General features: G+C 45.2%; 18 protein-coding genes and 1 pseudogene. 18 read left to right on the top strand and 1 reads right to left on the bottom strand.

Features of this window, described 5'->3' with window-relative positions:
- Positions 1-182: 182 nt before the first annotated feature.
- A pseudogene (locus tag QSJ37_RS02835) lies at positions 183-365 on the bottom strand (DUF2238 domain-containing protein); the annotation flags it as partial.
- A gap of 1,127 nt (positions 366-1,492) precedes the next feature.
- On the opposite strand from QSJ37_RS02835, the gene QSJ37_RS02830 reads away from it, so the two are divergent.
- The 18 genes from QSJ37_RS02830 (at position 1,493) to parC (ending at position 23,952) form a co-directional block, all read left to right on the top strand.
- Complete coding sequence (locus tag QSJ37_RS02830) at positions 1,493-2,377, top strand: FAD binding domain-containing protein (protein ID WP_285753558.1); 885 nt, start codon at positions 1,493-1,495, stop codon at positions 2,375-2,377.
- Complete coding sequence (locus QSJ37_RS02825) at positions 2,374-2,883, top strand: (2Fe-2S)-binding protein (RefSeq protein WP_285753556.1); 510 nt, start codon at positions 2,374-2,376, stop codon at positions 2,881-2,883. Before QSJ37_RS02830 ends, QSJ37_RS02825 begins: the two co-directional genes overlap by 4 nt.
- Before the next feature lie 10 nt (positions 2,884-2,893).
- Entirely contained in the window at positions 2,894-5,215 is a 2,322-nt protein-coding gene (locus QSJ37_RS02820; protein WP_285754737.1) for an aerobic carbon-monoxide dehydrogenase large subunit, read from the top strand.
- Positions 5,216-5,295: 80 nt separating this feature from the next.
- Positions 5,296-6,303: an XdhC family protein gene (locus QSJ37_RS02815; RefSeq protein WP_285753554.1), complete on the top strand. Its 1,008-nt coding sequence runs from the start codon at positions 5,296-5,298 to the stop codon at positions 6,301-6,303.
- Positions 6,304-6,420: 117 nt separating this feature from the next.
- Positions 6,421-6,864: an SRPBCC family protein gene (locus QSJ37_RS02810; protein ID WP_062754073.1), complete on the top strand. Its 444-nt coding sequence runs from the start codon at positions 6,421-6,423 to the stop codon at positions 6,862-6,864.
- 17 nt (positions 6,865-6,881) lie between these two features.
- The gene (locus QSJ37_RS02805; RefSeq protein ID WP_285753549.1) at positions 6,882-7,742 is read left to right on the top strand and encodes an AAA family ATPase; all 861 of its coding nucleotides are present in this window, start codon (positions 6,882-6,884) and stop codon (positions 7,740-7,742) included.
- The gene (locus QSJ37_RS02800) at positions 7,739-8,854 is read left to right on the top strand and encodes a vWA domain-containing protein (protein ID WP_285753547.1); all 1,116 of its coding nucleotides are present in this window, start codon (positions 7,739-7,741) and stop codon (positions 8,852-8,854) included. Before QSJ37_RS02805 ends, QSJ37_RS02800 begins: the two co-directional genes overlap by 4 nt.
- Before the next feature lie 38 nt (positions 8,855-8,892).
- Entirely contained in the window at positions 8,893-9,666 is a 774-nt protein-coding gene (locus QSJ37_RS02795) for a cytochrome c oxidase assembly protein (protein ID WP_285753545.1), read from the top strand.
- Between the two features lie 315 nt (positions 9,667-9,981).
- A complete protein-coding gene (locus QSJ37_RS02790) occupies positions 9,982-11,031 on the top strand; it encodes an XdhC family protein (protein WP_285753543.1) in 1,050 nt (349 codons plus the stop codon).
- Positions 11,032-11,356: 325 nt separating this feature from the next.
- Positions 11,357-11,962, top strand: a complete 606-nt coding sequence (locus QSJ37_RS02785) for a nucleotidyltransferase family protein (protein WP_285753541.1) — start codon at positions 11,357-11,359, stop codon at positions 11,960-11,962.
- Between the two features lie 205 nt (positions 11,963-12,167).
- A complete protein-coding gene (locus QSJ37_RS02780; RefSeq protein WP_285753539.1) occupies positions 12,168-12,650 on the top strand; it encodes a MogA/MoaB family molybdenum cofactor biosynthesis protein in 483 nt (160 codons plus the stop codon).
- A 192-nt stretch (positions 12,651-12,842) separates the two neighbouring features.
- A complete protein-coding gene (locus tag QSJ37_RS02775) occupies positions 12,843-14,090 on the top strand; it encodes a molybdopterin molybdotransferase MoeA (protein WP_285753537.1) in 1,248 nt (415 codons plus the stop codon).
- Between the two features lie 1,058 nt (positions 14,091-15,148).
- Positions 15,149-15,838 carry a hypothetical protein gene (locus QSJ37_RS02770; RefSeq protein WP_285753535.1) on the top strand — a complete coding sequence of 230 codons (690 nt, stop codon included), beginning with the start codon at positions 15,149-15,151 and terminating at the stop codon, positions 15,836-15,838.
- 912 nt (positions 15,839-16,750) lie between these two features.
- Positions 16,751-16,933, top strand: coding sequence for a DUF255 domain-containing protein (locus tag QSJ37_RS02765; RefSeq protein ID WP_043904659.1), 183 nt, complete (start codon positions 16,751-16,753; stop codon positions 16,931-16,933).
- A 76-nt stretch (positions 16,934-17,009) separates the two neighbouring features.
- Positions 17,010-18,890, top strand: coding sequence for a thioredoxin domain-containing protein (locus QSJ37_RS02760; protein WP_285753531.1), 1,881 nt, complete (start codon positions 17,010-17,012; stop codon positions 18,888-18,890).
- Between the two features lie 80 nt (positions 18,891-18,970).
- On the top strand, positions 18,971-19,390 hold the full coding sequence (locus QSJ37_RS02755) for a CoA-binding protein (protein ID WP_015863861.1): 420 nt from the start codon (positions 18,971-18,973) through the stop codon (positions 19,388-19,390).
- A gap of 147 nt (positions 19,391-19,537) precedes the next feature.
- A complete protein-coding gene (gene parE / locus QSJ37_RS02750) occupies positions 19,538-21,508 on the top strand; it encodes a DNA topoisomerase IV subunit B (protein ID WP_285753528.1) in 1,971 nt (656 codons plus the stop codon).
- On the top strand, positions 21,508-23,952 hold the full coding sequence (parC, locus tag QSJ37_RS02745) for a DNA topoisomerase IV subunit A (protein WP_285753526.1): 2,445 nt from the start codon (positions 21,508-21,510) through the stop codon (positions 23,950-23,952). The genes parE and parC overlap by 1 nt, the downstream gene beginning before the upstream one ends.
- The last annotated feature ends 4 nt before the right edge of the window (positions 23,953-23,956 follow it).

Genomic DNA, 23,956 nt, shown 5'->3' with positions numbered 1-23,956 from the left:
ATGGAGTACTCTTCAGCAACTTATAGAAGGAAAACTCATTTACTTATTTTCTCCTCCCAAATAAAAGGGTGTTTTCTCGGCGAGAAAACACCCTTTTCGCGTTGCTTTCTATCAATAGCTACAAAATTTATTGTGCAAAAACTTTGGAGATTATGGGTTTCATTTTATTTCCACTAAACCCGTTAAAACCTAGAGGAAGCCCCATCATTTTTTAACAGTCTGTTATGTAGTTTAGAAAAGATGAGCAATGCAACAATAGATCCGATCAAGCAGCATAACATGTCCCATTGTGTATCCCAAATATCTCCCTGGATTCCTAAAAAGTCTTTTGACGCTTCTCGACCCTTTGATATTTTAGAAACTAATCATTTTTCTTCTTCTTTTTGACCACCCATTTGAATTCCCAATTGTAATAATTTATCTTTGCAGTAGTTTCAGATGTGGCATGTCAGTCATTTATTTATCCGCATGGGATTAGGATGATAAATTCTTCACATAAAAAGGAATGTCAGCAAAAGGGTTGTGAAATAGAGTTAGGTTGTCTAACAACTTCACGTTTACTTTATTTTTTCTATTGAATATTCTCATCGTTATATTTTGAATCGATACCTTGGATCATCTCTAAGTTGTTCTTGTTTTCCCGCAGTCGTTAAACTACTAAAATAACTCTGCTAACTTGATGAAGTCAAAGATTCTGGATTAAATGCTGAATAAACATTACTTTCACACTGTTTTAAAACAGTTGACAATTCTGAATATTTATTACTATAATAATATTTGCAAAGATCACCTCAGATTCTTGCCTCATTGTTAATGAATGTATCCCTTCAACAAGTTTTGAGCAATCTTTATCACCAAAACAGCGAAGCTACAAAATTTGACATCAGAAAGGGGGTTAATATTTTATTTAAAACCGAATATATCTTGCATTAAGGCTACTATCGCTAATACACATATTCAATTTACTTCTATCTATCGATATAAACGCTTTCTTTATTAGAAAACAAAGGATCATAGTTCAGTTTGAAACCTTCATGCGCGGGTTGATTCAAGTGATATGAAATATGAAAGCGCATTCTTTTGTAACTAAGAGAATACGCGCGGTGATCAGTTTAGCTGTGTTCGGGTCAGAACCATTTACAAATCTATATGCCACGACTGCTCGTGACTTAAGTCATTGGCGACGAAGTGGAAAGCGATTTTGAGCCGAGCCGACAGGACGCTAAACACCAGTGGGATGTTTGTCCAGGAAAGCTTGGAGGAACAATAGTAAGCGTTTGCACGTAGGTGCAGAAAAAACTCTAGTACGCCAGAAACTGCCGGTTTTAGTCGTGTGGAGATTCAAGTGATAGTTCAAACATTGAAACGAAATTCTTAGTCAGACGAGAGATGGTGAGAGGGAATCCAACAATTAGAGAAAGCGCGAGATGCGTTCATCCAAAGAAGACTTGTTCACAATGCTCTCGTCATTTAGACAAAAGGGGGTTTCTAAATGTTTCCCAATGCATTCAAATACGAAGCACCGACATCTGTCGACGAAGCGATCCGCCTAATGGATGAGTATGGCTATGACGGCAAAGTATTGGCGGGCGGCCAAAGTTTAATACCAATGATGAAATTACGGGTCGCGGCTCCCGCTGTAATTATTGATATTAATAATCTCAACGAGCTTAAAGGATGGAGCAAGGTTAACGGAAAATTGCGGATCGGTGCGGTGACACGTCAAGCCGAATTGGAGCATGCGACAGAACTCCGTGAACAATTTCCGATTCTGTCTCGCACTGCCCACTGGGTTGCAGATCCATTGGTTCGCAACCTCGGGACGGTTGTTGGTTCGCTCGTTCACGCAGACCCTGCCTCAGATTGGGGGACAGCGATGATTGCTGTAAATGCGGTGGTAGAAGCTCGGGGACCGAAGGGAGAACGGTTGATTCCTATTGACGAGTTTTTTGTGGATACATTTGCCTCATCACTGGACGAAAATGAACTTGCCGTTGCGGTGCACCTCCCGATTCCAACTAAACCTGTGGCCGCTCGCTATATGAAGCTTAAACGTAAAGCTGGCGATTTCGCAATTGCAGGGCTGGCTGTGCAGGTCGCACTTGATAGTGACGGTCGCGTGTCTGAGGCAGGCATCGGCATATGCAATTGCGGGCCGATCCCTTTGCGAGCTGTTAAGGCAGAGGAGGCTCTCATCGGAGAACGTTTGACAGCGAAGACGATTGAGAACATATCAAAACTTGTGCCGGAAGATGCTGATCCAGTTAGTGATCTACGGGGCAGCGCAGACTATAAGAAGGATCTTTTACGTGTGTTTGCTGCACGAGCACTCCGCGAAATTGCGGAAGAGTTGCAAGGAAAGGTGGAGGTCCAATGAAGATCCGTGTCAAGGTCAATGGGCAACTATATGAATCAGATGTTGAGCCACGTACGCTGTTGGCTTATTACCTGCGTGATGAACTAAAACTAACGGGCACGCATATCGGTTGTGATACAACCAGCTGTGGCGCTTGCACAGTGTTGTTGGACGGGAAAGCCGTCAAGTCGTGCACCGTATTTGCTGTGCAAGCAGATGGGCGTGAAGTGTTGACGGTCGAAGGATTGGAAAAAGACGGCGAAATGCATCCGTTGCAGAAAGCATTTTGGGAGGAGCATGCGCTGCAGTGCGGCTACTGTACACCAGGCATGCTAATGGCTTCCTACGCACTGCTTCAGGAAAATCCAGCGCCGACTGAGGAGCAAATTCGCGAGGGACTTTCCGGCAATATTTGTCGCTGTACAGGATACGTGAATATCGTGAAGGCTGTCAAGTCCGCTGCCCGCAAGATGGCGACTCAAGAATCATTAGAGGAGGTGGCCACAAGTGGCACTTCAACAGACTGAGTTGCGCCCAATGGGCAAATCGATTGCCCGCAAAGAGGATCCGCGGTTTCTTCGCGGGAAAGGTCGCTACGTGGATGATGTGATTCTTCCGAATATGCTTTATATGGCAATTTTACGCAGTCCGTACGCACATGCCCGCATTCGTCGGATCGATACATCAGCTGCATTGGCCGCGCCCGGCGTCAAATTGGTGCTCACAGGTGAGGATCTGGCCAAAATGAACCTTGCATGGATGCCGACTTTGAATGGCGACCAACAGATGGTGCTGGCTGTAGACAAGGTTCTGTTTCAGTACCAAGAAGTCGCCGCCGTCGTTGCTGAGACGCGCGCCCAAGCGGAAGACGCTCTGCAGCTGATCGAAGTCGATTACGAGCCATTGCCGGTCGTGGTGGATCCGTTCAAGGCGCTTGAGCCGGATGCTCCTATTCTTCGTGAAGATCGGGAGAAAAAGTCGAACCACATCTGGCACTGGGAGTCGGGAGATCGAGAAGAAACAGAGAACGTCTTTCGTGATGCACCGGTTGTCGTCAAGCAAGATGTGCGCTTCCAGCGTGTCCATCCTTCGCCGCTTGAGCCGTGTGGGTGTGTTGCAGATTACAATACAGCGACAGGTCGGTTGACGTTTTATGTTACTTCCCAAGCTCCTCATGTCCATCGAACTGTAATCGCGATGTTAAGCGGTATTCCTGAACATCAGATTCGAGTTATTTCGCCTGATGTTGGCGGAGGTTTTGGGAACAAAGTAGGTGTCTATCCGGGATATGTCGTTGCGGTTGCTGCTTCGCTGAAGTTGGGTGTGCCTGTTAAATGGATTGAAACACGAACAGAAAATATCGCAAGCACTTCATTCGCACGCGACTTCCACATGACATGCGAGATTGCTGCGCGCGAGGATGGCAAAGTGCTGGGATTGCGGGTCAAAACCATCGCCGACCATGGTGCCTTTGACGCGGCAGCTAATCCGTCTAAATTTCCGGCTGGTCTGTTTAACATTGTGACAGGTTCGTATGATTTCAAGGCCGCGTTCGTCGAAGTGGATGCCGTTTATACCAACAAGGCTCCTGGAGGTGTGGCGTACCGCTGTTCCTTCCGTGTCACAGAAGCATCATACCTAATTGAACGGACAATGGACGTATTGGCGCAAAGGTTGAAGATCGATCCGGCCGAACTGCGCTTCCGTAATTTCATTCGCAAGGACCAGTTCCCATACAAATCTCCGACCGGATGGGTGTATGACAGCGGAGACTACGAAAAAACGTTGAAACTTGCCTTAGAACGGATTGGGTATGAGGAATTGCGCAAAGAACAGGCAGAAAAACGAGCACGTGGCGAATTCATGGGTATTGGCATCTCCACTTTTACGGAAATTGTTGGTGGAGGACCAAAAAATACATTCGATATTCTCGGAATCAAGATGTTCGACAGCGCGGAGATCCGCATCCATCCAACTGGCAAGGTGATTGCACGGCTCGGTGTGCGGCACCAAGGCCAAGGTCATGAGACGACATTCGCCCAAATCATCGCGGAAGAGCTCGGATTGAGTGCGGATGATGTGTTGATTGAGGAAGGAGATACTGATACTGCCCCTTATGGATTAGGAACGTACGCAAGCCGCTCTACGCCGACGGCAGGTGCTGCTGCAGCACTCTGCGCGCGCAGAATTCGCGAAAAGGCTCGCAAAATCGCCGCTCATCTTCTAGAAGTCGGTGAAGATGACGTTGTATGGGACGGCACCGCCTTTTCCGCAAAAGGTTTGCCAGGAAAATCGGTGACGATGAAAGATGTGGCTTTTGCTGCCTATACGGATGTGCCTGATGGCGTGGAGCCTGGTTTGGAAGCGACTTACTACTATGATCCTCCGAACCTCACTTTCCCTCACGGGGCCTACATTGCGGTGGTCGATATCGACAAGGGAACGGGAGCTGTCAAAGTGCGACGGTTCTTGGCTGTTGACGATTGCGGCAACGTGATCAACCCAATGATCGTTGAGGGACAGGTGCACGGAGGACTAACGGAAGGGTTTGCTATTGCGTTCATGCAAGATATCCCGTACGATTCGAACGGCAACTGTCTGGCGCCAAACTGGATGGACTATTTAGTCCCGACAGCTCTTGACACGCCACATTGGGAAACAGATCGGACGGTGACACCGTCTCCGCATCATCCGATTGGCGCGAAAGGCGTCGGAGAGTCGCCGAATGTCGGTTCTCCAGCCGCGTTTGTCAATGCGGTGGTGGATGCTCTGTCACCACTTGGCGTAGAGCATATTGACATGCCGCTTTATCCATGGAAGATATGGAAAATTTTAAGAGAACACGGTATTAACGAATGATTCAGTACCTAGCATGCTAAGATTAACATCGATTAAGGAGGGGAAAGCCCGGTGGCGTCAACGCCGCCGGGGCATACAAAATGGATTTTGTTTGGGAAACAGCAAAGGACATGGATGAACGAGCTGAACCGTATGTCATGGTGACAGTTGTTCGCCGTGTTCGGCCAAGTTCGGCGGCAGTTGGCGATAAGGCGATTGTGACGGCGGATGGAAAAATGATAGGTTTTGTAGGTGGGCATTGTACGCGGGAGTTGGTTATCAATCAAGCGCAAGAGTGTCTTAGAACTGGAGAAAAAAGACTTTTGCTTGTAACCCCGCAGCCACCGGCCCATGTGGAGGAAGGAGTCACAGTACTTTCAATGACTTGTGCATCTGAAGGAACAGTTGAACTTTTTTTAGAACCGAAACATGTTGATCCTTTGTTGATCATTGTAGGGGATTCCCCGATTGCGCATGCTCTTGAAGAAATGGCGCCCCGATTCGCTTTTGTGCCACACCGGATCGCATTGGAAAAAGCGGAGGATAGCAGTTCGGGAGAACCGTTGGAGACATTACGCAGTCAACTTGCTGCTTTCAACAATAAAACGGCTTATGGTGTCGTGGCTACGATGGGTTTGTATGATAGTGAAGGCCTGTTGGCACTTGTCCATTGTAAGTTGCGGTATTTAGGGCTGGTCGCCAGTCCGAAGCGTTGGGCGACTGTAAGTGACGGATTGGAAGCGGCTGGGGCCCAAAAAGAATTTATTGACTTTATCACTGCTCCTGCGGGGTTAGACATTGGTGCTGTAGGAGCACAAGAGATTGCCCTTAGCATCCTTGCTCAAATCGTGGAACGCCGTCGCCGAGATTTCAATGTGCAGTGGGAAGGACAACCAGAAAAGGGAATTTCGAAGTCCGAAGCACTATCTGCAAACGGCGATCATGCCACAGTATCTCAAATAGTGGTGGATCCGGTTTGTGGCATGACTGTAGACTTGGAGAAAACCCAATTCCGTTTGGAACTCGATGGCACTATCTATGGTTTCTGCTGCTCTGGCTGTCGAGACCGCTTTGCCAAAGATCCGAAAGCATTTCTTAGTCACACATGACAAGATAACACATTCCGATGGGGCACTGAACTGAAATGAAACTTTTGCTCTTCTCAGCCTGATCAGCTGCTGACTGAGGAATGATGTACTAAATTTATAATAGAGGAGGAACATTACATGTTAAAATATGGAGGAGAATATACGATTAAGTTACCAAGGGAGGAAGTATGGAAGTTTATTACAGATCCAAATAAAGTAGTGCCTTGTATTCCTGACTTGATTGAATCTAGCATAGAGGGCGATAATCGTTTTCAAGCTATTGTAAAGGTTGGAGTAGGACCTGTTCGTGGCAAGTTCAAACTCGACTGCGAATTGTCACCTATTGAACAGGGAACTGCAATGGCTATGCCGATCAAAGGTGGAGGAATGGGAAGCGGAGTCGAGATGAATGCGCAAGTAAAACTTAGCGACACTGACGATGGCACCCTTTTGAAATGGGAGTGTGAGGGAGCCATCAGCGGGCCGATCGCGAGCCTTGGTGGCCGTTTGATTGATAACCAGGCAAAGAAAATCATACAGCAAGTATTTGAGAATCTTGAGAAGGCATTCGCTTCTGTGTAGAAGGGAAGATTGACTGAATGAACGAACAAGTACGCAGGCTACAAGAGGAATTGCATCGTTCTCACTATGTAGCAGAAGAAGGGCTAGCAACGGTAGTGCACTTGGCACAGCGGCTAGCCCGTCCGCTGCTTTTAGAAGGTCCTGCGGGTGTAGGAAAGACGGCATTGGCGAAAGCGCTCGCTGCTGTTCGTTCCGTAAACCTCGTCCGCTTGCAGTGCTATGAAGGATTGGATGCGAGTCAGGCTCTGTACGACTGGGACTATCCAAAACAGCTGCTGACTGCACGCACGGCCTTTACCGATGGTGCCGTAAAACAAGAGGCGCTTTACAGTGAGTCTTTTCTCATTGAACGGCCGCTTTTACGTGCACTACGAGAGAGACCGGCACCAGTACTACTGATTGACGAAGTAGATCGCGCCGACGAGGAATTTGAGGCATTACTGTTGGAATTTCTGTCGGAATTCCAAATTACTATTCCTGAGATGGGAACCTTTCGCGCCTCAGAACCACCTATAGTTATTTTAACGTCTAATCGCACGCGTGACTTGTCAGACGCCTTGCGCCGTCGTTGTCTGTACTTTTGGGTCGATTATCCGACATTTGAACAGGAGGCGGCTATCATCTCACTGCATGTGCCGCAGATCGCGCCTAATCTCGTGAAGCAAATTGTGTTTAGCGTGCGGCGGCTGCGCAAGTTGTCGCTACTCAAGCCGCCTGGATTGGCAGAATCGATTGACTTTGCACAGGCGCTGACGGAATTGGGAGCACAGGAGCTGAACGAAGAAGTGATTAGACATACCCTTGGGTGTCTGCTGAAGACGCAAGAAGACATCGACTTGATAAAGGAGAGGGGATTCGATCTGCTATGGAACACATGACGGCTGGTGAGATAGGCCGCTTGACAGGCAGCATTGTGAGGCAGGTGGCAGATTTTGCGCCTTGGCTGCGAAAACGCGGATTTCGCGCAGGAGTTCCCGAAACATTGACAGCACTTGCTGCCTTGGCTGAATTGAACCTTGCTTCCATTGATGAGGTTTGTAGCGCCTTTCGCTCCATCTATGCACGGACACCGGCAGAATGGGGCATTTTCCCGACTTTGTTTGAGCAATATTTTGGCATACGGGAAGCGCGTTTGGAGGAGAAACGCCGCTTGCAACCAGAGGATTTGATGGGCGGAACCGGTCCCGGTGAAAATACGGAGCGCCCGCCGCTAGAGATCACACAAGGTATTCTCGCCGGCTATCATCCTAACGATGGAGAGCGTTTTGCTTTACGGGCGGACGGACAAGTTTTGAAAGATGTTGTTAAACTGACCCAGTTGGCAGTGCGTACGATGGATGCACCTCGCGGTCGCAAGTGGCAGTCACGAGGCAGAGAGAAAATTGACCTGCGTCAAACTATAAGAAGTGCGTTGCGCCAGTCAGGAGAACCGTTTGAACTCAAAATGCGCCGACGCAGTCCCGACAAGCCGCGAATTGTCCTAGTTATGGACATTTCCGGATCAATGAAACCGTATGCACCTTTCATTACTTCACTTGCCTGGTCATTTACGCGGGTGCGTGCACGCGCGCAAATCTTTCTTTTTTCCACACGCCTGTTGCGGGTGACGTCGCTTATTGCTCGAAAAGGGTTGTCTGGTATTCCCTATAGCGATTTACCGGGATTGCGGGGCGGAACCCGGATTGGAGATGCGTTGGCACAATTACTTCATCGTTACTCTAGTCTTTTGCAACGGCATACGTGCGTCATTATCATATCGGATGGATTTGATGCCGGCCATCCAGAGCAAATGCATGTTTCCATGCGCGACTTGGCTGATCGCGTTGGACGAATAGTGTGGATAAATCCGTTGCTTGGTGAACCTGGTTATGAACCAACTTCGGTGGGGATGTCGATAGCATTGCCTTATATTGATGCGTTCGTCGATGTCCATGATGTAACAACTTGGAAAAAGGCAGTACATAGCGGGGTGCTGCGAGCAGCACCCTAAGTCATCATTTGTAAACCTAGATTAAGGAGGTGAAGAAGTTGGAATCAATTCAATATATAGACAAAACTATCTTAATATTTACATTTTTCTTTCTTGTTGTATATTTATTAACGCTTGTTAGGGTCGGTCAGTTTAATAAAATGATAGTAAAAAAAATAATATGTTTTGTATTGGGGCTTGTTTTGATTAATCTTTGTTTTGGAAGTGCCTTAAACTTTTATAGCCATCTTTTATTTAGTGTACATATGTTTCAAATGAGTCTTCTTTTCTTTTTTATTCCTGTGCTTATCCTTTCTGGGCTGTCGGAAATTAAGGAGCATCCTCGATTTCGTTTATTGGTTAAGCTCCGTAGCAGCAAGAATTTTCATCATGCTATATTAGGTCTCTTTGCTTTTATGTTCTCCTTTTACCATTTTCCAGTTGTATTTAACACTGTCATGGGTCATAAAACCTTGCATGATTTTTCAAAAGGTTTCTTAATGGCGCTATCTTTTCTTGTGTGGTGGCCAGTGGCAACATCTTCTTACGGTGAGAAGTCAAATAAACTAAAACGCAATTATATTTATAAAATGCTTATATTGTTGATGCCGGCCTGTTTATTTCTAATTATTGCTAATACAGGATTATATAAAGTTTATAGTGACCCAATTTTTTTTAGAGAAACATTACATGTATGCTTTTCGCCGAATATTGATGTGAAACAATATTTTATAAAGTTTAATTTTTTATCAACTATCGAAGATCAGAGATTAGGTGGTACGATTATGATTATTTCGCATAAGTTAGCTTCTTACTGGTTGTTGAGAGAATGAGAGTTTAAGGAGTGAGTCAACCTTGGTGTAATAAATAAACAAATCGGTTCTTAACTTGGAACTGAGTGGAAATATGTTTCATAGTTTTAAATAAGGACTCTCACTCGAAGCAAAGACATTAATTGAAACACCATAAGTTATGGTAAATTTTGAGTAAACGCTTTCGTATATTGCCCTGCCTCTGTGGCTCTTCTTCCAGTCAGTATAACATCGACTGTGAAGTGAGCTCACCTCCTGCAACATCAGAATCACATCATGAAAAAACTGCACATGCTTTAAGCTGACCTCTAAAAATAAAGAAGGAGAGGATAAGTTGTGTCACGTATCGATGAAGCGCGTGATGTGTTTGCCCACATTGAACAAGCTTGGTCAAAAGGGGAAAGAGCTGCTCTATTGACGATTACCCAGGTACAAGGCTCCGCATACCGCCTTCCTGGTTCCAAAATGATGATGACGGAAAAAGGTAATATGTTTGGCACACTCAGCGGGGGCTGTCTCGAATCGGACCTTTATGGATGGGCGGAAAAAGCAATAGAAGAAGGCGAACCCCGACTCGTAAATTATGACCTCAGTGAAAACGAAATATGGTCTCTTGGGATTGGTTGCAAAGGAACGATGGAAGTCGCCATCTTTCCTATTCATTCCGAAGATCCTTTCTGGCGATCGGTGCGGGAAGCTATCGCCCAAGATCGTGCCATCTCACTGGCCATTGAATTGCCAACTGGTATCCGTGTTGTATTTGACGAGAAAAATCCTATTGCCGGCGATATTGACAAGTTGCCAGAAGCTGTTGCACGGCAGTTGATAAATCGTGTCGAAAGTCGTACGAGAGCGGAGATAGCTATAGTCGATAATCGACGTTTTTACATTGATACGATGCGGCCAAACGAACATTTGATCATTTGCGGCGCAGGTCACGACGCCGTACCAGTGGCGGATCTCGCTGTTAAATGCGGATTCCGTGTAACTGTGCTCGATCCACGCAAAGAATTTAATGGAGCCAAACGCTTTCCTATGGCCAACCACCTAGTCGCTGAACCCGACCAAGTTGATCCAGCACAACTGGAAGGGAACTGGTGGCTGATCATGAACCACTTGCAAATGCGGGACGAAGCTGCGCTTCGTCTGGCACTTCAGGCAAAACCAAAATTTATAGGTATACTTGGTCCTTTGGCGCGTACTCGGGAGATGTTTCAGAATATCGGCGCTGACATGAACAGTGCACCGATTCATGCACCAGTTGGACTGGATGTGGGGGCAGAAACGATCGAAGAAGTAGCTGTTTCCATCGTGTCCGAATTGCTCGCAGTGCGAGCCGCCCGTCCGGGACAGCCATTGCACGGTAGAGAAAAAATTCACGTTTGACGGCTGGGGCGCCTCTACTTGTAGCGCCCCACTAAATAATGCCCTCTTCTAAGTTGTTACATCTTGAACATCGGCGAACATGTCAATGTAAATAATGGCATCGACAAATCTTTCAAGATCTCAAGTGAAGGCGGCAGACAAATCGATCTGAAAGTATACATACGCTTCTAATGGCTGGCATCAAATTCATTCGAATTAGGCGGATTCGCATGTCCTTTCGGGAAGGAACGTTGGATTCTGTCATGTTTATTGCACCTGTAGGGCTGATTCATTTTTAATCGTTGCTTTATGCTATAAAAGCTATTTTAATAGGTGGGAAAAGTGTATGAACGACATTGGTGCTATTATTTTAGCTGCCGGCATGTCCAAACGAATGGGACAACCAAAACAATTTCTTAACTTGCACGGAAAGCCAATGTTTCGCCATGCAGTCGAAACAGCAGTACACTCGGGACTCCGGCCAGTTGTCGTGGTGGGCGGTGAACAGACCGGGTTACTTAAGGAACATATTCGTGATTTACCAGCCATTGTGATTCACAACCCAAATTTTGCTGAAGGGTTGTCTTCTTCATTAAAGGCCGGGGTAAAAGCTATTCAGGATAAAGTTTCAGCAGCATTCATTTTTTTGGCCGATCAACCGTTTATTCCTGTTACGGTCGTTAAGCGATTACGGGAATCATATGAAATTGCAAAGGTAAAAAATATCAAAATTATTCGTCCTCGCTATGCATCTGTCCCTGGTCATCCAGTCTTGTTTGATGCGGAAATTTTTCCGGAGTTGCTTTGTATTGAGGGAGATCGGGGTGCACAGCAAGTCATTCAACAACATTTAGCTGAACTGCAATATGTCGATTTTGATAATCCGCTATGGGGGGTAGACATCGACACGCCAGAAGAGTGGCAAAGCTACAGTAGGAGAAATCAAATATGATGAGATGCGGTCAACCCTAACTAGTTTTCTAGATAGTTAAACTGGTAAGTGAGCACAATATTTCTGAATATTGTGATTAGAAGTCTTTTTCCGTAAACATTTTGTTCATATCCTTACCTTCATCCTGAATTGGTGCAGAAAACAGAGGGCAAAAGCGGTGACGGTGTAAGAGAAGAAGACGAATGAGAAGGAGGGGGAGTGACGATTGAGTTGGAAAGTCGGTGTATTAACGGTAAGCGATAGAGTTTTCCGTGGAGAGCGGGATGATAGGGGCGGATTGCTCTTGTGTGAACTTGTCCGCCGTATTAACTGGGAAGTAGCAGTATACGAGATTATTCCTGACGAACGGCCGGTCATTGAGGAAACGCTTGTTCGTTTTGTTGATGAGGTGCGGTGTGATCTCGTGCTGACGACTGGGGGAACGGGGTTTGCACCACGGGATGTGACGCCGGAAGCGACGAAAGCCGTGATTGAAAAGGAAGCTCCGGGATTAACTGAAATGATGCGAATGAAAACACTTTCGAAAACAAAGTATGCCTCCCTTTCCCGTTCTGTAGCAGGTATTCGCAAAGAAACACTTATCGTAAACTTTCCGGGAAATCCGAAAGGGGTACAAGAATGTTTTGATGTCGTGCAACCAGTCCTTTCCCACGCACTTGCTCTTATAAAAGGGAAGGATGTTCATTAGGTAAAGAATAACTATGAAAGTCTGTGACTTTAGTCATAGTTGATTATAAATTTTTTATATTATAATACTTGCATTCTATCAGAAACAGTGATGAAATATTATGGAAAATCAAAAAAGGTATAGAAGAAGTTTTATAGTACATAAAACCTGTCGACATTAGATGTGCAGAGGTCAGAGAAAGGGAGATGAAAGATGAGATTTCAGCGGGAAATTGTTGATGTTTGGGATGCGCAAAAACGACTTGAATCGTGGATTCGTCCACTCGGTACAGAAAAAGTGAAGCTGACGGACAGCATTGGCCGATACCTCGGTGAAAATGTGGTAGCAACGCACGACTTTCCCCACTTCCGCCGGTCGATGATGGATGGATTTGCCGTTCGGTCAGCTGATACAAAATGGGCCTCTGAGGAACATCCAGTTGCTCTGCAAGTCATTGAATCGATCCCATGTGGTGCTGTTCCGACAAAAAAACTGACAGCAAATACGGCTGCGCGAATTATGACTGGCGCGATGATGCCAGAAGGTGCCGACTCCGTCGTCATGATTGAATTGACAGAACAGATGCAAAAGCATGGTCAAACGTATACGGTGGTCAAGAAAGAGACGAGACCCAATGAAAATGTCATTCCTATTGGACTGGAGATGGCAAAAGGCACGTTGATTCTCGAAAAAGGACGCAAGATCAATCCTGGGGAAGCCGCCCTTCTCGCTGCTTTCGGTTACGATACAGTCACTGTTTCACGACGGCCGACAGTTGCTATTTTTGCCACAGGTTCGGAACTGCTTGACGTCAGCGAGCCGCTCGAGCCTGGTAAAATTCGCAACAGCAACAGCTACATGGTCGCCGCCCAGGTGTTAAATGCCGGTGGACTTCCTGTGCTTCTCGAGAAGGTGCCAGATGATGTTGGACTGGCTAAATCAATGATTCTCGATGCAATGGAAAAAGTCGATCTCGTCATTACAACCGGCGGGGCTTCCGTTGGGGATTACGACATTTTGGTCGACATTTTTGAACAGTGGGACGGTAAGATGTTATTTAACAAAGTGGCCATGCGTCCTGGCAGCCCAACGACTGTCGGAGTTTGGCGGGATAAATTTTTGTTCGCACTCTCCGGGAACCCTGGAGCGTGTTTCGTTGGGTTTGAGTTGTTCGTTCGCCCAGTTATTTGGGGGATGCAAGGAAAAACTGATATTTATCTCCCTTCGTTTTCAGCGTTTCTTGCCGAGGACTACAAAAAAAAGGATTCATTTTATCGCATCGTTCGCGGAAAGAGCGAAGTAAAAGACGGAAAAATTTACGTCCGATCGGCCGGAATCGACCAGTCGAACGTCTTGTCGTCTATTCGGGATACGGATTGCTTGATTATCATTCCCCGAGACCGGAACGTGATGAATGCGGGAGAGATGGTGAAGGTGTTACGATTAAATGTGCCAGAATGAACTTTCCGATGATATAAGGTTGAGGATTGTGAAATATTATACTAGACGCGGCTGTCGTAATCGAAGCCGCTGCACCGCACTGTCCCAATTGACACTTAACATTTCTCATACTACGCGTGATGGAGTAGCCCAAATTCGGAGCGTATAACTTTTATTGCGCTGGGGATTGGGCTGTTAAAAAAGAAAAAATGATGCCTTTTCTTCCTATGGGATACGCATCAAACAGTTGGGTTGATAAAAAACAGGTGTTTTTTATATCACTACTCAAAGTGTCGATACAGAGATCTTTTACAAACAACGAAGTATAAAAGATGTAAATTTTTATGAAGTTGTTTATTGCAAAATAAAGGCGCAGAGATTTGCAGAGAATTTGGTTTGTACCAACTTAACATGGAGTAGTGAGAATGATAGCCTTGTTAGGCGAAGCCATCCCTTGATATTGCTGGCTTTTTAGTCACGTCCACAGAGACTCCATGTCAAGTTGCAATTCTCTGCATTTTTCTTTACAAAACTCTGTATATTGGTGATTTATCCAAGAAATCAACTAGGGAAGAGACCAAGAAGGCACTACAAACAGTTGAAGGAGTTAAATATAAGTTTATTATTCAGGTCCTATCTGTCATGTTCCAAAAGGTGATTAAATTACTATTAGATACCGTTTTCTTGTAATGTGTGAGATTAAACCAGAGACGGCACTCGGATTTTTTATATCTCAAGAAAGTGCATAGAGTACCGTTTCTGGCATGATTAAAATGATGATAATCCCTCGTGTTATCCACGAAAATAAGGCATCTAAACTCATTTGAATGCGGATATATAGAGAATGTAGAACACGGCACAAGGGGGAGAGAATTATGGAAGAGTTCCTGATTCAAGGAAGAGCAACAGTTCGTTTCAATCCAAGCATCCCACCATTTAACATCGACGAGATGCGCAAAGGCAGAGATGAACAAGAAGCGCTCGCTTCCTACCTACGAGACTGTGAAAAAAAAATTAATGTATCGGCAGACAAATTATTCGTTCAGGTCCTTATTCGACCCACAGGAAGGAATTCTACAATGGTTTTTGATGAACAAGCAAAGGAAATTCCGTACAACCGAGGGATTATTTCACGTTTTTGGGTTCGTTTTCATCTTTCGGAGACCGAAGAAGAGTTAAAGAGATACGGAGATGATTTTGCGCGGTTTGTGAAGTATAGAAAAGAAGCAGGAAAACCTTTTCGAGAAGAGAGTATTGAGAAAATGAGGGAAAAATATCAAACACAGTTGAACATGATTCAATCAGGCGCTATCAAGCCGCTTGACTATAAAATCAAAATAGAAGGTAAACGAGAACCAATTGAGGTTGTGAGTGAGCGAGCAGCCAACTATTTGCGCTTGTTTGGGTTTCGTGTTGAGAAAAAAGGAAAAACTTATCACCTACAAGCGCTACCTGCTCAAAATTTCCTTTATGCTGAAGCGTTTTCCGAGGAATTGGATCCGCTCGGGCTGATTTTGTTTTTTGAGTGGAAGATGCGTGAGCGGGAGATGGAAATCGAACCGGCTTATTGTTTCCTAGGTTATGTAATGGACGGACACCAAGACGAGCACCTAAAAGCCCTACGAGAGAAGAACCTAGAAGTCTATTTGCAAAAGGACGATGTTGGCGTGCCAATGCTCTATGTGGCGAAAGAAGACGAGATGCAAGCCAAGACCCTGTTGTATGAGCGAAATGCAAGACTAACAGATGATTATACCAATCCATTTTAATATGACTATGACTCCGACCTCTTGAGCGAACAATTCGGATAATAATAAGAGGGTGTTCTAAAAGTGATCACTTTTGGAACATCCTCTTACTTTGTTAAAGCCGATGATAAAATGGTTCTTACGTTCTTTTGGTGAAAAGTCGAGATAATTGAGAATGAGAAGCTAAAAATTCTAATTTGCACACTAATTTCTCAATTAGCCTCTTTCTTTCACCAAGATTGCGTGAGAACCAAAAAATAATCGGCCTTGACATTATACATATGGAAGGGGGAAAAAGATGGGGGATTTAGCTATCAGAACAGCTAATCGAGAGGATATTCCGCAACTTTCAATAGTTTTCCCGATTAACCGATGCAGATGCAATAGTGAGGAATGAAAAGATGCCTATGGCTGTGTGTTCCTCGTCTTCTTGAAAACTCGATTTGTCAAGTGGTTAGCACCATAGAACGAGTATTAACTAATTAAAGATTAATGAGTTAGGACAGCCACAGTGGCAAGGGTTTCATGGCTATTTGCTACATGTACAATTATTGGATTCTTATGCCCAATTTTGAGTTTTTACTCTAGTTTTGCAACACCATCTATTATTTTTTATAAGCGATTATTAACCACAGAGGTGTTCGGTATGGAAAAGTCAAAAGTTTTGGTCACTGTATATGAGTTCCAAGGTGGTGGGTTTTTTATGTGCATTTATACACCCATTATGTGTTTTGCAACACGTTCAATAATACAATGAATGTATAATTTATTAAACTTGAGATTACTTTGTTAGGTGTATTTTGCGAAAAATAATTGGTAAAATATACGTAAACGTATATTCCCAGCAATACTTTTTTTACGATTTTATGGACAACCGTTCAAGCGAAGATAGAAGAAGCGTTCTAATATTTGGTAAAAGGAAGTGTTTACATAATGAAGGAATACCTCGAACGTGAACGTTATAACGGAAAATATAATTGGTTAGTTATGTCGAAAAGTCCTTATTTGAAGCAACATGAAACAAATCCTGTCAATTGGTTGGAATGGTCTCCGGAAGCGTTTCAAAAAGCAAAAAGGGAAGGCAAGCCAGTGTTCTTGTCCATTGGCTATAGCTAGCCCTCGAACAGGGGGCTAGCGGATAAAACACTAAAAAAGAGAGGTTTAACTTAGTACATGTCACTGGTGCCACGTAATGGCGCATGAGAGCTTTGAAGATGAAGAAGTTGCCGCGATCTTAAACGAAAAATACATATCGATTAAAGTGGATCGCGAGGAACGTCCGGATATTGATTCCATTTATATGCGCGTCTGTCAAATGCTAACGGGGCATGGCGGCTGGCCGCTTAGCGTGTTTTTGACGCCGGAAGGGAAGCCGTTTTACGCGGGAACGTATTTTCCAAAACACAGCCGGTACGGCCGTCCTGGTTTTATTGACGTATTGACACAGCTATATGACAAATATAAGGAAAATCCAAGCGAAATTACGAGGGTTGCCGAACAAATAACAAAAGAGCTCGAACAGTCCGCGCACGCTTCGGGAACGGAGCGGCTGTCTCTGGAGGCGGTCGAGAAGGCGTATCGGCAGCTTTCGAATAGTTTTGATGCAGTATATGGAGGTTTTGGCGGTGCGCCAAAATTTCCAATTCCGCACATGCTCATGTTTTTAATGCGTTATTATCAATGGAAGCGGGATGAGCGCGCGCTGATGATGGTGGAAAAAACGTTAAACGGCATGGCCAACGGCGGCATTTATGACCATATCGGCTACGGGTTTGCCCGCTATTCGACCGATGCGATGTGGCTTGTGCCGCACTTTGAGAAAATGTTGTATGATAACGCGCTTTTAGTCATCGCATATACGGAAGCGTATCAATTAACGAAAAATGAACGATATAAGGAAATTGCGGAACAAATCATTGAATTTGTCAAGCGGGAAATGACTTCTGATGACGGTGCTTTCTATTCAGCAATTGACGCCGATTCGGAAGGGGTGGAAGGAAAATATTACGTATGGACACCCGATGAAGTGATGAACGTGCTCGGCACTGAACTTGGCGAATTGTATTGTGATGTGTATGATATTACTGAAGAAGGAAATTTTGAAGGAAAAAACGTGCCAAATCTCATTCATACGAGAATGGACCGCATCGCAAGACGATATCGTCTGACGGAAGAAGAGCTCTGCGAAAAACTCGAAGAAGCGAGACAGAAGCTGTTTGCCGAGCGTTCGCTGCGTGTTTATCCGCATGTGGATGATAAGATATTAACAGCTTGGAATGCGTTAATGATTGCCGCGCTGGCGAAAGCGGCAAAAGTATATGAACGCCGCGACTATTTACAGATGGCAAAGCAGGCGCTTTCATTTATCCAAACCAATCTTTTTCAAGACGGTCGGCTGATGGTGCGCTATCGCGATGGGGAAGCGAAGCATCTTGGCATTATCGACGACTATGCTTATCTTATTTGGGCGTATATCGAAATGTATGAGGCGACGCTGGAGTTGTCATATTTACAAAAAGCGAAAGCATGTACGGAGCAAATGATCGACTTGTTTTGGGATAAAGAGTACGGCGCGTTTTTTATGACCGGAAGCGACGCGGAGGCGCTCATCGTTCGGGAAAAAGAAATTTACGATGGTGCGTTGCCATCGGGAAATAGTGTTGCCGCGGTGCAACTGATTCGTCTAGCAAAGCTGACAGGTGATTTTGCGCTATTGGAAAAAGCAGAAACGATGTATAAAGTCTTCCAGCGTCAAGTCGAAACGTACGAAAGCGGTCATACGTTTTTCTTGCAAGGATTGTCGCTTCTCAAGTCTCAAACAGTCGAAGTTGTTTTGTTTGGAAAACAAGGTGACGAAAAACGAGAGTATTTGATTCAGCAATGGCAGCATACATTTGCGCCAGACGTTTTTCTGTTAGCGGCGGAACACCCGGCCGATGTGGCAGACATCGCTCCGTTTGCGGCAGAGTATGAACCGCTTGGGGAGGAAACGACCGTGTACGTGTGTGAAAATTTTGCCTGCCAACAACCGACGACGGATGTGGAATCCGTCGCCGAGCAGTTGTTTGAATGATCTTTTTGTAATCGCTAGCAGGATTCTGTTTATTCATGAAGAAATAGTACGACAAAGATTAAACAAAGGAGAGAGTGCTTATGCCAATTACAAATCCAAGTCGAGAAGAAATCCGAGAAATTTTGCAAAAAGCAAAACGCATCGCTGTTGTTGGATTATCAAACAATCCGGAACGGGAGTCATATATGGTGGCGAAAGCGATGAAAGATGCCGGCTATGAAATTATTCCCGTCAACCCTATGATCGAGGAATGGGAAGGCATTAAAGCAGTAAAGAAATTAACCGATATTGACGGGCATGTCGATATTGTCAATGTATTTCGACGTTCCGAGCATTTACCGGAAATCGCCCGCGAATTTGTGCAAATTGACGCTGATGTATTTTGGGCGCAGCTTGGCGTCGTCAATGAAGAAGCTTATGAATTTTTAAAAGAAAAAGGATATACGGTCGTGATGGATCGCTGCATTAAAGTAGAACACGCACTAACGAAACAACATTAAATGGAATCGACCATCTTTTTAGATGGTCATTTCCATTTTTAGAGGGAATTTTGTCGGAAACGGTAAAATAAGCGTAGACGCTGGCGAATTTTATGTTACAATAAAACAGAAACAAATGTTCTTGTTTTTGTTGAAAGGGGAATGCATGTGACAAAACAATCCGTATATGAATATAACGATGATGCGATTCAAGTATTAGAAGGACTCGAAGCGGTGCGGAGGCGGCCGGGAATGTATATCGGCAGCACCGACAGCCGCGGTCTGCATCATCTTGTCTATGAAATTGTCGACAATTCCGTTGATGAAGCGTTAGCGGGGTACGGAAATTATATTCTCGTAAAAATACATAAAGATAACAGCATTACCGTACTTGACGAAGGGCGCGGCATGCCGACGGGAATGCATAAGCTTGGCAAGCCGACGCCGGAAGTGATTTTAACGGTTTTGCATGCCGGCGGCAAATTCGGGCAAGGCGGGTATAAAACGAGCGGCGGCTTGCACGGAGTCGGCGCATCGGTGGTCAACGCTTTGTCGGAATGGCTTGTGGTGACGATCCATCGTGACGGTTTTATCTATCAACAACGTTTCGAACACGGAGGAAAACCGGTTACAACACTAGAAAAAATCGGGACAACCAACAAAACAGGCACAATCATTCAATTTAAGCCAGATCCGACCATTTTCAGCACGACAACGTTTAACTACGAAACGTTAAGCGAACGTTTGCGCGAATCTGCGTTTTTGTTAAAAGGGCTAAAGATCGAGCTCATCGACGAGCGGACCGGCATGCGCGATATGTTTTATTATGAAAACGGGATTGAGGCATTTGTTGAATATTTAAATGAAGACAAAGATGTTCTCCATCCTGTCGTTTATTTTGAAGGGGAGCAAAACGGCATTGAAGTCGAATTTGCTTTTCAATTTAACGACGGCTATTCGGAAAACGTGCTTTCATTCGTGAACAACGTGCGCACGAAAGATGGCGGCACGCATGAAGCGGGCGCCAAAACGGCGATGACGCGCGTGTTTAATGAATATGCGCGTAAGATGGGGCTGTTAAAAGAAAAAGATAAAAACTTGGAAGGATCGGATATTCGCGAAGGGTTGTCCGCCATCGTATCGGTAAGAATTCCGGAACACCTGTTGCAGTTTGAAGGGCAGACGAAAGGAAAGCTAGGAACAAGCGAAGCCCGTTCAGCCGTTGATGCGGTCGTATCGGAACATTTAACGTACTTTTTGCAAGAAAACCCTGATATTAGCACGATGCTGATCAAAAAAGCCATTCGGGCATATCAAGCGCGGGAAGCGGCTCGAAAAGCGCGCGAGGAAGCGAGAAGCGGGAAGAAGCGAAAAGGAAAGGAAACGGTATTAAGCGGAAAATTGACGCCGGCGCAATCGCGCAATCCGAAGAAAAACGAATTATATTTAGTCGAAGGGGATTCGGCAGGCGGTTCGGCGAAACAAGGGCGCGACCGCCGTTTTCAGGCGGTATTGCCGCTGCGCGGAAAAGTGATTAACACAGAAAAAGCGAAGCTTGCTGACATTTTGAAAAACGAAGAAATCAATACGATTATCCATGCGATCGGCGGGGGAGTCGGACCGGATTTTTCGCTTGATGACATTAACTATGACAAAGTGATTATTATGACGGACGCGGACACGGATGGCGCGCACATTCAAGTGTTGCTTTTAACGTTTTTTTATCGGTACATGCGGCCGCTCATCGAAGCGGGAAAAGTATATATTGCCCTGCCGCCGCTATATAAAATTAGCAAAGGTACAGGAAAAAAAGAAATCGTCGAATACGCGTGGACGGATGAACAATTAAAAGAAATCGTGAAAAAGTTCGGCAAAGGTTATACCATACAGCGCTATAAAGGGCTTGGCGAAATGAACGCCGATCAATTATGGGAAACGACCATGAATCCAGAAACGCGCACGCTTATTCGCGTGCGGATTGAAGATGCGGCCCGGGCGGAGCGCCGCGTAACAACATTGATGGGCGATAAAGTCGAACCGCGCAGAAAATGGATTGAAGCAAACGTCGCATTCGGATTAGAGGACGACCCAAATATTTTAGACAATGAGCATGTATTTGTTGCAGGAGGGGATTATTGATGGCAGAAAGGTTGCTAGATTTGGCGCTTGAGGATGTGCTTGGCGACCGCTTTGGCCGCTATAGTAAATATATTATTCAAGAGCGCGCGCTTCCCGATGTTCGGGATGGGTTAAAGCCGGTACAGCGCCGCATTTTATATGCAATGTACATCGATGGAAATACGGCGGACAAACCGTTTCGCAAGGCGGCAAAAACGGTCGGGAACGTCATCGGAAATTTTCATCCGCACGGAGATTCGTCCGTCTATGATGCGATGGTGCGGATGAGCCAAGATTGGAAGCTGCGCAATGTATTAATTGAAATGCATGGAAATAACGGAAGCATTGACGGCGATCCGCCAGCAGCGATGCGGTATACCGAAGCGCGTTTGTCGGCGATTGCCTCGGAATTGTTGCGTGATATTGAAAAACAGACCGTCGATTTTGTCCCGAACTTTGATGATACGACGAAAGAACCGGTCGTGCTGCCGGCGATGTTTCCGAATTTATTAGTCAACGGCTCTACCGGCATTTCGGCGGGATATGCAACCGAAATTCCACCGCACCATTTAGGTGAAGTGATTGATGCGGTGATTATGCGCATCGACAAGCCGAACTGCACCGTTGATGAGCTGATGACGGTGCTGCATGGTCCTGATTTCCCAACCGGAGGCATTATTCAAGGGAAAGACGGCATTAAAAAAGCGTATGAAACGGGAAAAGGAAAAATTATTATTCGCGGAAAAGCGGTGATTGAACAAGCAAAAGGTGGGAAAAAGCAAATTATCATCACGGAGCTTCCGTATGAAGTAAATAAAGCGAATCTCGTCAAAAAAATAGATGAGCTTCGTTTCGATAAAAAGCTAGACGGCATTTCCGATGTTCGCGATGAAACGGACCGCACCGGACTACGCATTGTGATTGAACTAAAAAAAGATGCCGATGCGGAGGGAATTTTAAATTATTTATATAAAAATACCGATTTGCAAGTACCGTACAATTTTAATATGGTCGCCATTCATAAACGTCATCCGAAACTGCTAAGCCTTCCAGAACTGTTGGACGCATACATTGAGCATCGAAAAGAGGTCGTGACGAACCGCTCGCAATATGAGTTGAAAAAAGCGCATGAGCGCCAGCATATTGTCGAAGGCTTAATGAAAGCTTTATCGATTTTAGATGAAGTGATTGCGACCATTCGTGCTTCTCGTGATAAGCGCGACGCCAAAGACAACTTAATGGCGAAATATGAGTTCACCGAAGCACAAGCGGAAGCGATTGTATCGCTGCAACTATATCGTTTAACGAACACGGATATTACCGCATTAAAACAAGAAGCGGAACAGTTGGAAAAAACGATTCAAGAACTGACCGCTATTTTAAATGATGAAAAGAAATTGCTTGCGGTTATTAAAAAAGAATTAAAAGCGATGAAGAAGCAATATGCCGATGAACGAAGAACGGTAATTGAAGATGAAATAGAAGAAATTAAAATTAATTTGGAAGTGATGATTCCAGCAGAAGACGTGATTGTCACGGTGACGAAAGAAGGATATGTGAAACGAACGAGCTACCGTTCATACAGCGCTTCGAACGGTCAGGATTTCGGCATGAAAGAATCCGATCGGCTGCTTTCGCTAATGGAAATGAACACGACCGATGTGCTGTTGTTGTTTACTCGCCAAGGAAATTACTTGTACTGTCCTGTTTATGAACTGCCAGATATTCGTTGGAAAGATGTCGGTCAGCATATTTCCAATTTGATCCCGCTCGATCGGAATGATGAAATTATTGCCGCTGTTCCTGTCAAACAGTTTGATGACTCATTAAGCCTTATTTTTGTCACCAAACGAGGCATGGTGAAACGAACGGAGCTGGCGCAATATAAAGTCCAGCGGTATACGCGCCCGCTTGTCGCAATGAATGTAAAAGAAGATGATGAAGTCCTGCACGTCTACGTGACGGATGGACAACAAAGCCTATTGCTTGTAACGAATCAAGGATACGGATTATGGTTTGATGAAGCGGAAATAAGCACGGTTGGCGTGCGCGCTGCTGGTGTGAAAGGAATTAATTTAAAAGAAGGAGATTATGTTGTTTCCGCGCATCCAATCGGGAAGGAAGAACACATGTATTTAGTGATCGCGACACAACGGGGAGCCGTGAAAAAAATGCCGTTAAGTGAATTTGAAAAAACATCGCGCGCTAAACGTGGAGTTGTCATGCTTCGTGAGTTAAAAACAAATCCGCACCGCATCGTCGCTTCTGTTTTAACGGAAGGGGACGATGATGTATTGTTTATTCGCACCGATGCGGGCGTAACCGAGACGGTTTCCACCGCTTCGCTGCGCGCTGCGGATCGTTACAGCAATGGCTCCTTTATTATCGATAGTGATGAAGCGGGGGCCATCATGGATATATGGAAACAACCATCTAACATGTTAGGAAAAGAGGAGATGGAATAAGTCA

It is taken from the genome of Parageobacillus sp. G301 (assembly GCF_030268025.1).
Taxonomy (GTDB): domain Bacteria; phylum Bacillota; class Bacilli; order Bacillales; family Anoxybacillaceae; genus Parageobacillus_B; species Parageobacillus_B toebii.
Note: the sequence above shows the minus strand (reverse complement) of the source record. Positions and strands in the feature narration are given on the sequence as shown.

Coding starts and splice junctions, on each gene's coding strand:
- QSJ37_RS02775 (WP_285753537.1), top strand. CDS start 12,843: ATGAGATTTCAGCGGGAAATTGTTGATGTTTGGGATGCGCAAAAACGA.
- QSJ37_RS02770 (WP_285753535.1), top strand. CDS start 15,149: ATGGTTTTTGATGAACAAGCAAAGGAAATTCCGTACAACCGAGGGATT.
- parC (WP_285753526.1), top strand. CDS start 21,508: ATGGCAGAAAGGTTGCTAGATTTGGCGCTTGAGGATGTGCTTGGCGAC.
- QSJ37_RS02815 (WP_285753554.1), top strand. CDS start 5,296: ATGGATTTTGTTTGGGAAACAGCAAAGGACATGGATGAACGAGCTGAA.
- QSJ37_RS02820 (WP_285754737.1), top strand. CDS start 2,894: ATGGGCAAATCGATTGCCCGCAAAGAGGATCCGCGGTTTCTTCGCGGG.
- QSJ37_RS02800 (WP_285753547.1), top strand. CDS start 7,739: ATGACGGCTGGTGAGATAGGCCGCTTGACAGGCAGCATTGTGAGGCAG.
- QSJ37_RS02805 (WP_285753549.1), top strand. CDS start 6,882: ATGAACGAACAAGTACGCAGGCTACAAGAGGAATTGCATCGTTCTCAC.
- QSJ37_RS02830 (WP_285753558.1), top strand. CDS start 1,493: ATGTTTCCCAATGCATTCAAATACGAAGCACCGACATCTGTCGACGAA.
- QSJ37_RS02825 (WP_285753556.1), top strand. CDS start 2,374: ATGAAGATCCGTGTCAAGGTCAATGGGCAACTATATGAATCAGATGTT.
- QSJ37_RS02810 (WP_062754073.1), top strand. CDS start 6,421: ATGTTAAAATATGGAGGAGAATATACGATTAAGTTACCAAGGGAGGAA.
- QSJ37_RS02765 (WP_043904659.1), top strand. CDS start 16,751: ATGAAGGAATACCTCGAACGTGAACGTTATAACGGAAAATATAATTGG.
- QSJ37_RS02785 (WP_285753541.1), top strand. CDS start 11,357: ATGAACGACATTGGTGCTATTATTTTAGCTGCCGGCATGTCCAAACGA.
- QSJ37_RS02760 (WP_285753531.1), top strand. CDS start 17,010: ATGGCGCATGAGAGCTTTGAAGATGAAGAAGTTGCCGCGATCTTAAAC.
- QSJ37_RS02755 (WP_015863861.1), top strand. CDS start 18,971: ATGCCAATTACAAATCCAAGTCGAGAAGAAATCCGAGAAATTTTGCAA.